This window comes from Nostoc sp. CCY 9925 (genome assembly GCF_963920935.1).
Classification (GTDB): Bacteria; Cyanobacteriota; Cyanobacteriia; order Cyanobacteriales; family Nostocaceae; genus Nostoc.
In genome coordinates this window covers 74,898-88,368 of the sequence record NZ_CAWUDO010000028.1, presented here as the reverse complement: position 1 = coordinate 88,368, position 13,471 = coordinate 74,898, and the positions used below count along the sequence as shown (strand labels likewise).

The 13,471-nt window shown below is 43.4% G+C and carries 10 protein-coding genes; 5 read left to right on the top strand and 5 right to left on the bottom strand.

Features of this window, described 5'->3' with window-relative positions; translation table 11 throughout:
* Positions 1-74: 74 nt before the first annotated feature.
* Together ACM0OY_RS16625 and ACM0OY_RS16620 are read right to left on the bottom strand one after the other, a co-directional pair.
* Entirely contained in the window at positions 75-689 is a 615-nt protein-coding gene (locus ACM0OY_RS16625) for a PEP-CTERM sorting domain-containing protein (RefSeq protein WP_414569948.1), read from the bottom strand.
* A gap of 333 nt (positions 690-1,022) precedes the next feature.
* Positions 1,023-1,517 (bottom strand): PEP-CTERM sorting domain-containing protein, encoded by a 495-nt coding sequence (locus tag ACM0OY_RS16620; protein WP_414569947.1) that lies wholly within the window; start codon positions 1,515-1,517, stop codon positions 1,023-1,025.
* 265 nt (positions 1,518-1,782) lie between these two features.
* Between ACM0OY_RS16620 and ACM0OY_RS16615 the strand changes: the two genes are divergently transcribed.
* The 4 genes from ACM0OY_RS16615 (at position 1,783) to ACM0OY_RS16600 (ending at position 6,862) form a co-directional block, all read left to right on the top strand.
* Entirely contained in the window at positions 1,783-2,196 is a 414-nt protein-coding gene (locus tag ACM0OY_RS16615; protein WP_414569946.1) for a GPW/gp25 family protein, read from the top strand.
* 89 nt (positions 2,197-2,285) lie between these two features.
* Positions 2,286-4,487, top strand: coding sequence for a putative baseplate assembly protein (locus ACM0OY_RS16610; RefSeq protein WP_414569945.1), 2,202 nt, complete (start codon positions 2,286-2,288; stop codon positions 4,485-4,487).
* A 63-nt stretch (positions 4,488-4,550) separates the two neighbouring features.
* Complete coding sequence (locus ACM0OY_RS16605) at positions 4,551-5,582, top strand: phage tail protein (protein WP_414569944.1); 1,032 nt, start codon at positions 4,551-4,553, stop codon at positions 5,580-5,582.
* An 83-nt stretch (positions 5,583-5,665) separates the two neighbouring features.
* Positions 5,666-6,862 (top strand): DUF4159 domain-containing protein, encoded by a 1,197-nt coding sequence (locus ACM0OY_RS16600; protein ID WP_414569943.1) that lies wholly within the window; start codon positions 5,666-5,668, stop codon positions 6,860-6,862.
* 380 nt (positions 6,863-7,242) lie between these two features.
* On the opposite strand, the gene ACM0OY_RS16595 is transcribed toward ACM0OY_RS16600, so the two are convergent.
* Complete coding sequence (locus ACM0OY_RS16595) at positions 7,243-8,973, bottom strand: DUF4157 domain-containing protein (protein WP_414569942.1); 1,731 nt, start codon at positions 8,971-8,973, stop codon at positions 7,243-7,245.
* Between the two features lie 465 nt (positions 8,974-9,438).
* On the opposite strand from ACM0OY_RS16595, the gene ACM0OY_RS16590 reads away from it, so the two are divergent.
* A complete protein-coding gene (locus tag ACM0OY_RS16590) occupies positions 9,439-10,818 on the top strand; it encodes an MATE family efflux transporter (protein ID WP_414569941.1) in 1,380 nt (459 codons plus the stop codon).
* A gap of 69 nt (positions 10,819-10,887) precedes the next feature.
* Here ACM0OY_RS16590 and ACM0OY_RS16585 read toward each other — a convergent pair whose 3' ends face one another.
* Together ACM0OY_RS16585 and ACM0OY_RS16580 are read right to left on the bottom strand one after the other, a co-directional pair.
* A complete protein-coding gene (locus ACM0OY_RS16585) occupies positions 10,888-11,961 on the bottom strand; it encodes a D-alanine--D-alanine ligase family protein (RefSeq protein ID WP_414569940.1) in 1,074 nt (357 codons plus the stop codon).
* Between the two features lie 7 nt (positions 11,962-11,968).
* Entirely contained in the window at positions 11,969-13,129 is a 1,161-nt protein-coding gene (locus ACM0OY_RS16580; protein WP_414569939.1) for a KamA family radical SAM protein, read from the bottom strand.
* Positions 13,130-13,471 lie beyond the last annotated feature (342 nt).

Here is a 13,471-nt window from a genome sequence, read left to right as displayed (position 1 = left end):
GTTTTTTCTTTCCCCCTTTCCCCTTCCCCTTTTCCCCTTAACCGACAAGTATTGAAAGCCCCTCTAGCTACTAGCTAAATTACTTTTTCGAGACTCTTGTCAGTGAATTTGGATGATTTGGATGATTTCTTACTTTTGAGTGCTGAAGCAACGCCCAGAGTACCGAAGGCAAGTAAGCTAACAATAGAGCTAGCTTCAGGGACGGTGACTATAGTTGCAGAAAAACTAATGGCTAACTCACTATCTTCCGGCCCAAAATTTTCAAAACCTGGTATCAATGGTGGCGCCGAAAAAACCTCTAAATAACTCGGTATCGGCAAGAAACTGGCGAAAAATGGACTAGAATAATTGCCTCCGGAAGTGGAATATCCGAAACCGTCACCCGTTAATTGCTGAGCATTCAGACTAATTAAATTATCAACATTAAAAGGTTCGTTTCCTGGTATTGGAGTTCCAGCAGGTTGCAAACCAGTAATTGTTTCACCATTGCGTGTACCAGTAATTCCCAAAATCTGGTAAAAACCCAAATCGTCAGCTGTGTCATTAGTGGTGAAAGTACCGCTAGCCGTTATGCCAATACCAGAATAATTCCAGTTCCAATTTAAAGCAGAGGCCGCTTGCATTGTGCCAAAAACTAATCCAGATGTAGCAGCAATAGCTGTGGCAGATAATAGAGCTAAATTTTTCATGGAGGTTGTTAGTGCGATTGCTTTGAGCACACCAAAGGCGAATGCGGTTTTTAGAGGTTGAGTTAAGCTACAGCCCAATCTAAAACTAATGGCAGTTTACCACCAAAGATATAGCAAAGTACTGAATTAGTCATTTGTCATTTTAAATTTGATTTAGGACTTACGCAAAAACTCTCTGAAACTCTTATTTCTTTGTGTTCTTTGTGTCCTTTGTGGTAGCCTGCGGCAAGCCGCTCCGCGTCTACGTTTTTTCATAATTTTGCGTAAGTCCTGTGATTGCTGAAGCAACGCTTAGAGTACCGAAAGTGAGTAAGCTAACAATAGAAGTGAAGTTCAGGGACGGTGATTTATAGTTGCAGAAAAACTAATGGGTAACTCACTATCTTCCGCTCCCAAATTTTTAGAACCTGGTATCAATGGCGGCACCGAAAAAACCTCTAAATAACTCGGTGTCGGCAAAAAACTAGCGAAAAATGGACTAGAGTAATTTCCAACAGAAGTGGAATATCCAAAACCTTCACCCGTTAACTGTTGAGCATTAAGACTAATTAAATTGTCAATACTAGAAGGTTCATTTCCGGGTATTGGAGTTCCGGTAGGTTGCAGACCAGTAATTATTTCACCATTTCGTGTACCAGTAATTTCCAAAATCTGGTAAAAACCCAAATCATCAGGAGTGTCATTAGTGGTGAAAGTACCGCTGGCCGTTATCCCAGTAGCAGAATAACTCCAGTTCCAACTTAAAGCAGAGGCGGCTTCCATTGTCCCGAAAACTAATCCAAATGTAGCAGCGATAGCTATGGCAAATAGTAAAGCAAAATTTTTCATGGAGATTGTTAGGGCGATCGCTTTGAGCACACCAAAGGCGAATGCAGTTCTTAGAGGTTGAGTTTAGCTACAGCACAACCCAAAATTAATTGCTAGTTTACCACCAAAGATACGGCAAAGTCCCCAGTCCTGAGTCAAGAGTGAAGAGTTATTATTCTCCCCCTGCCCCCTGCCCCTTCATCCTCGACCTTTGGCGAATAGGCTTTACCCCTTTGTGCCGATATCTTTGAAGATATAAATGTCAACAGCTGTCTAAGTGCCAGATATGGTTTATGGTCGTGAGCGAGCCTATTTGGGAACAGGTTGGGCTTATCCATTGCGCTTGAATGTGCAAGGTGGGATACAGCTTAGCCGTGAAGAACAAAAAGTTAAAGAATCTATTTGGATTATCCTCCGCACTGGAGTAGGTGAGCGGGTTTATCGGCCTACTTTTGGTTCGCGCTTGTCAGAACTGGCGTTTGCACCTTTGAATACCGATACTCTACTGCGAATTCGGATTTATGTTTTGGAAGCTTTAGAAGTTTGGGAACCACGCATTATTGTCGAGGAAGTTCTCACCGAACCTGACCCTATACGCGGCAGAGTAGATATCACCATCAATTATCGACTCAAAGAGGGTCACGATATGTATAGCTTTGTTTATCCTTTTTATTTGGTTTCAGCTGGGGAGGAATCGTGAGATCAATTCAAAATTCACGCATTAAGAAGACGCGATGAATCGCGTCTCTACAAAATGGTCTATCTGTCACATTCTTTTTTTAAATTGGTATGAACTTTGACTTTTTACCAAAATTACCTTCTTCCAACTTAGACGATCGCGCTTTCGATGACTTGGTGGATGAATGTATAATGCGTATTCCCCGGTACTGTCCGGAATGGACAGACCACAATCTCAGCGACCCAGGAATTACGCTAATTGAGTTATTTGCTTGGTTAACTGACCAAATGTTGCTGAGATTTAACCAAGTACCACGAAAAAATTATGTAGCTTTTCTGGAATTACTGGGTATTCGCCTCCAGCCTCCTGCCCCAGCCTACACAGAGTTAACTTTTTATTTAAGCGCTGAACTACCCGAAGCTTACACTATTCCCGCAGGATTAGAAGCTGCAACTATTGAAACTGAGACAACAGAATCTATTACTTTTAGCACAGATTCGCCGCTAGTCATCGGCAAACCCCGGATACAGCACTTTTTAACGGCGCAAACCATCGAAGATATTCCCCAATCTCTGCGAGAGAGAGTCACAACTTCCTGGACTCGTCAATCTAATGGTTACTGGACAGGTAACGAACAGTCAATTTTTGAAGAAGAACCCCAGCCTGGTAACTGTTTTTATTTAGTAATTAATTCTGACGATCCTTTAGATGCTAATGTCTTAGAAATTATTTTCCAAGGAGCTGCGGCTACTCCTGCTGGGATTAATCCCAATCAACCGCCCCGCAACTGGGAAGCTTGGGATGGAGAAAATTGGCAACCAGTTTTATTGCAAGAATCAGATGATAAAACTCGCGGCTTCAGTTTTTATGAGATGGCTCAACAAGGTGGAAACCCGGCTCAAGGAGCAGAGATACGTTTGCATCTCCCGCAGATTTGGCCTGTAACTAACTTTACCTCTTACCGGGGTCGCTGGCTGCGTTGTGCCTTTGCCATCACACAAACCAATCAATCTGGTTACAATCGTCCGCCACGAATTACTGGTTTAGCAATACGGTCAATTGGCGGCACAGTCAGGGCTAGTCACAGTACGCTGATTATCGATGAGCGCTTGGGAATTAGCGATGGTACACCCGGTCAGAGTTTCCAGTTACAAAGCTCACCAATTTTAGACCGCAAAGAAAACGAGTATATTTTAGTTACTCCTGCTAATGGTTTGCCTCAGAGGTGGACTGAGGTGAGAGATTTTGCTGATTCTGCACCGCATCACTTTCATTACACCGTGGATTCCCTGACAGGTGAAGTGCAATTTGGCCCGCTGATTCGGGAACCCAGTCAACTCAAACAGCAAACACAAGTGCGAACCCGAATTCAGCAACCACGATTAGACGACACATCTGTACAAGTCAGTACTCTAGAAAACAGCCAGTCTCAACACCAGTATGGGGCGATTCCTCCCCGTGGCGCTGAGATTAGAATGGTAGCATATCGCACAGGTGGTGGTAGAGAAGGTAACGTGCAAGCTGGGGCAATTCAGTTTTTGAAGTCTGCATATCCATACATTGCCAGTGTCATAAATCTAATCCCAGCAATGAATGGTGCGGATGCCGAGTCACTAGAACAAGCTGTGATGAAAGCACCGCGAATTCTCCGTACCCGCGATCGCGCCGTCACCGCCGAAGATTTTGAAGTTTTAACCCAACAAGCAGGCAGAGGAGCGATCGCTCGCGTCAGGTGTTTGTCAGCAAATTCGCGTAGACAAGCAGGTATAGTTAGTTTAGTAATAGTTCCATTCGCCAATACAGATGCGATCGCTCAAGGGGATGGCATGACACCAGAAGAATTTGGTTTGAGTCGCGCACTCCAAGACCAAATTTTGACTTACTTAGATGAAAGGCGCTTACTAGGAGTACAAATAGAACTCCAAGAACCCAGTTACGTAGGTGTTTCCGTCCAAACAGAAATAGCCCTAGAACCCGCCTACGACAATCCTTATGCCAGAGAAGAAATTCGCCGCAATTTAAGAGTATTGCTGTATAAATATTTAAATCCATTAACCGGAGGACTCGACGGCCAAGGCTGGCCATTTGGGCGACCAGTTTATACATCGGATATTGTCGCCTTACTGCAACAAACCCCAGGCGTGCGTCATTTAGGCCCCGTCCTGCTATTTCCCATCCGCAAACAAGGAGAAATTTGGAGACGACAATCATCACCAGAACAATTAATTGACCCAGGCCCAGAAGGTTTGATATGTTCTTGGGCTGACACAAATCTGCGTTCAAGTCACGACATCCAAATCATTAATCGCTGATTAGTCATTGGTCATTAGTCAGTAGTTATTACCCCCAGTCCCCAATCCCCAGTCCCCAATCCTATGACTCAAAGTCGCTCTAGTCCAGCTGTACGCATTCAATTAACCCCAATGCAAATTCCCGAAGCTTTACCTGTGGGGGGTTTAACCTTTGCCAGTACGGAAAACATGGATGCAGCTTCTTGTAGTTTACTCTTGCATCCTGGACACCCAAGCGAGATGATTGTCCATGTAGAAAACTTCAAATCGCGTCCTTTGCAAGTCAACTTGAGCGTTGAGGGAAACTTTCCGAGTGAGTGGTGTCAGATTATTACAGACGGTAATGAGATAGCACCTAACAAAAAAATGGATGTATCTCTCTACTTTTCTATTCCTGACACATTTTTTGAAGATCAAGAAGCCATAAACTCAGGAAAAAAAGACAAACTAACTCTTAATTTTCGCAGCCTAGTTACTGTACATATCGACCAAGGCACAGACAACGAAGAAATCCACAGAAGTGAGTATTTTGATTTATACATTCGTCCCTACACCGCCTACATGGAATTCTTGCCAATTTTGTATCGTGAAATAGACTTTATTGGTCGCTTCATGAAAATATTTGAGCAAGCTTTTCAACCAATAATTGATAGTTATAACGTCATGTGGGCAAACCTCGACCCCCTGACATCGCCGCAAGCACTACTACCCTTTATGGCTCATTGGGTTGCTTGGCAAGTAGATTCCGTTTGGGATCTCCAGCAACAGCGGCGTTTAATTCGTCGTGCAGTAGAACTCTATCGCTGGCGAGGAACTCGTAAAGGATTGCGTCTCTACTTACATCTTTATACAGGCTTACCTTTAGACGAACATTTACCTAATGAAGCAGATAAACATATTAGTATCACAGAACCTTTTGGGCCAAGTTTCATTATCGGAGACGCACAAATCGGAAATGCAGTTTTAGCCGGCGGACAAGCTTATCATTTTGTAGTTCGTTTACGTTCCAACATTTCTAGCGGTATCATCAACGAACAACTTATTCAAAGAATAATCGAACAAGAAAAACCAGCATTCTGCACCTACGAACTAACTATCGAAAATCCTCCTAGCTAATAAAATCTAAAACTTATTCTCTCTGTGCCTCTGCGTAAACTTTTCTTAATTTTGAATTTTGAATTTTGAATTTTGAATTACTTATGTCCCACCCCTTCCCACCCCCCCCAATTAAATCCTTTGAACGCCTGCAAGCCACAGACGGATTATTAATCAATGCTGAACGCTGGCGAGCAGCCCACGATTACCATCGTCTGCGGCAAAATGCCCAATATCAAAGTTTAAATCAACCAGGAATTGTTTGCGGTTTAGGTGTCCGAGATATTCCTGCACCCAGCCAAGTAGAAGCCAGATATCGAGATGGACGTTGGGTACAAATTCAACCTGGTATAGCCATTGATTTAGCAGGTAATTTAATTGTTGTACCCACCTCCTATGAATTTCCCATTGATATAGAAGTAGCAACCTCAGAACCAATCATGATCTACTTAGTAGTCAGCTATGTAGACCCTGATGAATTGCGACGCGCACAGCAAAGAGATCTTGTTCAAGAAACTTATCGAATTGACCAAAGAAACTCTACACCAATCAGTTCAGAAATCGAAATATGTCGAATCCTTCTGCAACCTGGACATACTGACATTACCCAACCTGCGGATGCTTTTTTTCCTGGATATAACAACATTGATTTGCGTTATCGCCGCCAAGCACAAATGCGTCCCCAAGCACTTGTAGCAATAGCGCAGGCCAATCATAGTGACCCAGAATGTGCGCGTAATTTTTTCAGCCTTTCATACTTGTTACAAGCAGTAGAACCCTTGTATCCGAATTTGCGAGGGGCTGATGAACCAGGACAGGTTTCTTTATCAGAAAATATCCAAGATTATGACTTACTTTATCTCACAGGTGGACAAGCCATATCTTTAAATAGTCTCGAATTTGAATCTCTTAAAAATTACTTAAATTTAGGTGGTGTGCTTCTAGTTGATGCACCAATAAATTCTAATACTTTGATTGAAAGTACTCAAGCATTAGCACAACAGTTAGAGAGTCCTTTAAGACCTTTAGAAGAATTGCAACGGAGTCATCCTTTAAGAACAAAACCTTTCTTATTTGCTGGGTTACCATTGGTTAATCAACAGCAAATTAAACTACTAATTGGTGGAGGAATTATTTTAGTAATTGGGGATTTAGCAACTGCTTGGGGATTAGCAGATTTGAATCTACCCCGATTAACCATTCGTACAGCTCAAGAACTAGGAATTAATATTCTTCACTATGCTTGGAAGCGGCGACAGTTAATCGGTTTACAACAAGAAGATAATTCTGGACAGTGGTGAGTATGAGGTGGGGAGGCAGGGGAGGCAGGGGTAGAGAAAGAAACAAGTGTATTTAGGATTATTTCGGTAGTAAAAAATACTAGACATTTTCTTTTTACTCCCCCTGCTCCCCCTGCTCTTTTCACGATGATCTCACTTTTTCGCGTTGCTCCCCAGCTGTGTATGGGTGTCAACTTAACGTGAAAGCACAGTCTGATAAGCATTTCAAAAATTTTCAATGTACATTCAAAATTAAGAAACCCTTGTTCTGTCTGGCTTTCTTAATTTTGACCCTTCTCTGCGAGACGCTACGCGTAGCTTGCTTCCCCGTAGGGGTACGACTCCGCTCAGGGTGAAATTTTGAATGCGTGAATTTTGAATTACTTTAGTCCTGCTATAGCCTAAAGGTAAGAGAAATCATCTGGTTCGCCTCTCCATTTTGGAGCCTCAAAAACAGGTGTTCCATCTGACAGAATTCTCAGCGGAAAATCGCCTTGTGTTGTATTGTCATCCCAATTCCAATCTGTGCTGTAAGTGTGTACTCCATGTCCATCGTTTCCTGCATGGTCTATCGTTGGGCCGCTACCTGTCAAATTGATGGATAGTGAATCACCGTAGCCAATAGACATTGCAGAACCCCGACGCATACTTCCGCCTCTGAATTGTCTGACATCCATTTCTTGACCCCTGTTTGGCGGAGCTAAGTTGGGAATTTGGGCTGCATCACTACTCAATTGCAGATTTTCTCTGATAAAAGTTCCTTTGAGGTTGGTAAATTCAACTGCTCCAACTGTACCGATTAAATCTGCGGTGTGATCTCCACTGTCTGACCAGATAAACTGCACAGTCATTTGTGTTTTTTGGTTTGTATTGAATTGTGTTTCAATCTCTAACTGAACTTTTGCTTTGACAGCATCCAAAATCGCTGTATCTATGGTGCCGGCAGCTGGATTCGGGGATGTTTCTGGAGTTGCTGGCGTTGGAGTTGGGGTGGTTCCCTGAGTTGGTGTGGCTGGAGTTGGGGTGGTTCCTGGAGTTGGGGTGGCTGGAGTTGGTGGAGCTAAAGATACATCAGGATGCTGTCTTTTCCACTGTTCCACGTAGGCGTTAATAATCCTATACTGAGTAATCAACTGTAGCTTTTGTTTATCTACAGGTGACATATATCCATTATCTAGCTGAACGCTTTGCACACCGCTTTGTCCGGGAGCAAGCGCACCTCCTACCTGTGCAGCAGCTTGACCAGCTTGAATCACTGCTGCTGCTACGGTTGCTGCTTCTGCGGCTGCTTGTGTTGTCAAAGCCGAACCCCAAGCAACGACAGCGCCAACAAGTGGAACATTTTGTACAATGGGCTTTTGCTGGATTAGGTTGCTGACAGTTCCTTCTATTTCCTTGGCTTGAATAGATTGCTCGTCCTCTACATTAGAATTATCTGCTGCCCGATCGCCTAGCATATCAGCTTCTGTCTCCAAAGCCTCGTCTTGCACAACTGTGGCATTTCCTCCTCCAGGCTGATTTGGTGCATTAACTCGCCCTTGGCGCTGTTGAACTACATGGGTTAATTCATGTCCAATTAAAGCTTGACCAGATTTGCTGTGAGGGTCATACTTACCCTGAGCAAAATGTAAATTATTACCAGAAGCAAAAGCCTGAGAGCCAAGTTTTTCCGCTTGCCCATCTGTATGAATTCGGACATCTGAAAAATCCGTATTTAAGGACATCTGCATCTTGTCTTGCACAGGCTGTGGCAGATGTTGTCCGCCGCTAGGAGACGCAACTTCTACTCCGTAGGATGTATCACCCATACCATACCCTTGGACGACTGCATTCTCTGGCGTATTGCTCGCGCCTTGGTTGAATCGTTTTGGTGAACGCAGCGATATGCGACTAATGTCATGACTAGGAGGCTGTTTTTTGTTAGTTTCTGGTTCTAATAATTGCTCATCAGCAGATTGTGTCTGTTGCGAATTGATCGCTACTTCATTTACTTTTTCGGCTGGAGCAGTGTTTATTTGTGAACCAAAACCACGCGTTGGGTTTGCCAATGTTGGAGTACTTGGTGAGACAAGAGACGGATTTGTAGAAGTCGATGTAGCTGTTTTTGGGCGGCCAATTTTACGATCGCTCATCTCACTTTTCCCCATAAATACTGTTTGAGTCGATCGTACAATTTGTCTAATTGCGATCGCTATCGACGTAAGTATAAATTATCCTACTTGGCAATTTTATGTAACGTATCTTTACATAGTTTTATTGTCGTACTAGTGCGTAGTCTTAGCCCGTCCTAGACATCGCTCTTCAAAATCACCAAATTTTAGATTTTAAATTTTGCTGAGGTAGTGCAATCTTGGAGACATCCAAAAATTAAATTACTCAATTCCCGCATCCAATACAACTAATTTCTTCTCCCCTGTCTCCCCTGCTCCCCCTACCTCCCCTGCTCCCCCTGTCTCCCCTGTCTCCCCTGCCCCCCTGCCCCCTGCCCTCAAAGCGACGGTATATTTTTTATTTGGAAGTCCCTTACTTGTTGAGCTTAACTTATCTTAATATACTAAGGTAACCTTTCTATAGCCCTACTTAGTATTTATACCGGAATGGAGTTAACCTCAAAAGAACTTAAATCAGAGTTCATATTAGAAATCCAAGCCTGCTTACAATTAGTGGTTCCTTTAGTAATCGCTCAAATCTTGGAAGCAGGGATTCCGTTATTGGATGGGGTAATGATGGGGTTACTTAATAGCCAAGCTTTAGCGGCTGGTGCTTTAGGTGCGGTCACCTTTTCTACCCTAGCCTCTATTTGTCGTTCTATTCTCTCAACAGTAGGCGCGACTGTTGCTAATGCTTTTGGTGCAGGAAAAATAGATCGAGTTAGCCGTGCTACTGGTCAGGGAATTTGGTTAGCCGCGATGGTGTGTTTTCCTGTAATGTTTGCCATTTGGCACTTTGATTCTATTCTGATGCTGACTGGTCAAGAAGAAAGCAATGTATTATTAACTAAAACATATTTACAATCTATCGTTTGGGGTTTTCCTGCTGCACTCGGCTTTTGTATCTTAAAAGAAGTTAGCTCTGCCCTGAATCGCCCCCAATTTTTAACAGTAATTACTGTGGCGGGATTATTATTGAATGCAACTATCAATTATGTATTCATGTTCGGGAAATTTGGTTTACCAGCACTTGGTTTAGCTGGTATCGGTTGGGCAAGTACACTAATTTTTTGGTTGAATTTCATCGCTGCCGCTGCCTGGATTTGTTTAGATGAGTACTTTCAAGACTACCAGTTAAACAGCGCTTTATATAAATTCGATAGGGAGATGTTTTTAGATATCTTCCAAACAGGATGGTACTTGGGTTTGCAGTATGGAGCAGAAGTTGGAGTATTCACTGCGACCGCTCTACTCATGGGATGGTTTGGTACAGATAAATTAGCAGCCCATGAAATTGCTATGGAGACAGAAAGTTTTGTCGAAACTGTGTCTATAGGTATTTCTTATGCTATTACGATGAGAGTAGGACAACTCAAGGGACAAAATGATTTCAAAGGTGTAAATAGAGCAGCCTTTATTTGCATTGCACTTATTATTCCTTTCGTGAGCATTGTGGCAACAATTTTTTGGCTATTTCCCAACTACATTGTGAGTATGTATTTGGACACCAATAATCTGAATAATGTCGAGATAGTTCACACTGCAATCTCTTTCTTAGCTATAGCGGCAATAGTTCAAGTATTTTATTCTATTCAAGCGATCGCTGCTGGTGCTTTAATCGGCTTGAAAGATACCCGCACACCAACATTGATTACGATGTTCGCATACTGGGGAGTTGGTCTAGGCGGTGGCTACTTGATGGCATTCACTCTAGGTTTGGGCGCTATAGGTTTATGGTTGGGTTTATTGTTAGGAATGCTTATCGGTGCAGTACTTTTAGTAGGGCGTTTTTATTTTTTGACCACCAATTTGAATGGTGAGTGCTGAGAGACACAATGAATCGCGTCTGTACAAGAGTTTGGAGTTAATAATATTCTCCCTATCCCCTCGGCCCCTCTACTCCCTCAATTCATACCTTTGCCAAGCAGACTCGACTATTGCGGCAATGATTTCTGTGTATGACATACCAGCTAAACGTCCCATAATCGGTAAGTCTGAGCGGATATGGTGAAGTCCTGGCAATGGGTTAATCTCCAGAAACTGCAACACACCATTAGCATCGCAGCGCATATCTACGCGGGCAGCATCACGGCAATCAAGAGTATGGTAGGCATCCAAGGCCAGCTGTCTTGCCTGTGCTGCTAGTGGTTCAGGATCGATAAGCAAACGATAAGATACTCGTTCCAAATATTCGTCTTTGTTAAGGGTGGTGTAGGCAGAAGTTTCTGCTCGATCTGTAAACATCACTTCCATCACACCTATTACCCGTGAGTTACTGCCGTTGCCAATAATACCCACTGTTACTTCTCGCCCAGGAAGGAAGGTTTCCACCAGTACGGGCTGCTGGAATTGTTTGCGTAATAATTCGTATCTTGTCACTAATTCTTCGCGTTCTTTAACAAACGATCGCCCGGTTATTCCTTTAGAACTACCCTCCGCCACCGGTTTGAGGAACAATGGTAAAGGTAGGGATAAGTTTTGTGCTTGTGCGGTGGAATTCACTACTTCAAAGTGCGCTGTGGGTAAACCGCGATCGCGTACCAGTCTCTTAGCAAGCGCCTTGTCTAGCGTTAAGGCGCAGGTCAGAGGATCGGAAAAGGTATAAGGTTGAGCAAATAGTTCGCAGACTGCTGGAACTTGTGCTTCGCGAGAACGACCTTTCAAACCCTCAGCAATATTAAAAACCAGATTCCAGCGATCGCCTTTTGCTAATCTCACAGCCAGTTCTCTGCCATTTCCAATACGTTCAACTTGATGACCTAACTCAAATAGTGCATCTTCTAGCCCAATGATAGTTTCTTCATCGTCAAATTCCATCACTTCATCAGCATTAAAACCACCCTGAAGGTAGTCTGCTTTCAAGTCATAACAAAGTCCAATAAATATTCCCATTAACCTATAACTTCCAGTAAGCAAGCTTTCGTTATTAGCTGTAATCGGTCGAGAGCTAATTCTGAATTCTGAATTCAAAATCCCATCAGTCTGCCTCTATTGGATCTACATAAGTGTAGGTTTTACCTATCCAATTTCGGACTGTAGCTTTGCCGTTTTCATAAGCTAGTAAAGTTTCAGCTTGAATTGGCACTTTGCCACCACCGCCTGGGGCATCAATTACATAAGTTGGTACAGCATACCCAGTTGTATGACCGCGCAATTTAGAGATTAAATTAATCCCAGTTTGCACACTTGTTCGCAAATGTGCAGTACCAACAACTGGGTCGCATTGATAAAGGTAATAAGGTCGCACCCGCAGTTTGAGAAGACCGTGAAACAGATTCTTCAGCGCTTCTTCCGAATCATTCACACCTTTTAGTAGGACAGTTTGACTACCAAGAGGAATACCACCATCTGCAAGGCGATCGCAAGCTTGTGCTACTTCAGGAGTCAGTTCTCGCACATGACAAAAGTGCAAGGATAGCCACACACGATGCTTACGTAGCAAAGCCACTAATTCTGGTGTAATTCGCTGCGGTAAGAAACTCGGCACGCGGGAACCAATGCGGATAAATTCCAGATGTGGAATGCCACGCAGCCGTCGCAACAAATTATCTAAAGGTTCATCAGACATCAGCAGCGGATCGCCGCCGGAAATTAGGACATCACGCACCTCGGTGTGTTCTTCCAGGTAAGCAACAATCGCATCCAATCGCCGCATAACTGGCTGCATCTCGCCTTGGCTGACTAAACGAGAGCGCGTACAATAACGACAATAAGCCGCGCAAGTATCCAAGGCAAGTAGCAACACGCGATCGGGGTAGCGGTGTACAAGTCCTGGGACTGGGGTATCGCGATCTTCTCCACAGGGATCTACCAAGTCTGTGCTACTGACAATGAGTTCTTCTTCTCGTGGAATCACCTGTAACCGCAATGGACAAAGCGGATCTTTTGGATCGAGCAGTGATGCAAAATGTGGTGTTATCGCTACAGCAAACTTTTCTGGTGCTATTAAAAGTCCTCGTTCTTCGGCAGGAGTCAGCTGTAATAACTGCTGAAATTGTTCCAGCTTAGTCAGCCGATGCCGCATTTGCCAGCGCCAATCGTTCCAACGTTCTTGGTTATAAGTCTCTCCTAAAATCTGACAAATTTCTGCACGCTGAATACTAGTTGCCAAAGGATCTAAAACAGGGCTTTTTATCATAATTAAAACTAAATTCAACTGACAATCATCAAATAATCCGCAGTAATTTTTTTACCTACATCTTGTAAGTTAGATTGGGGAATATTTGCCCCTACTGTTGTAGTCTATTCAACTGCAAATGGCTATAAACTCAGTAATCGTTGTGTTAACGCTAGTCGTCCGATGAGATTTATCGCAAACAACAGGCTTAAGGGACTTCCAACTAAAAAAATATCCCATCGTTGTGTAGGCAGGGGGAGAGAGTTAACAATTCAAAATTCAAGGTTGAGTGGAATACAGACCTAACCCCCAGCCCCTTCCCTACAAGGGAAGGGGAGTAAGATTCAAAGCCTCTCTCCTTTT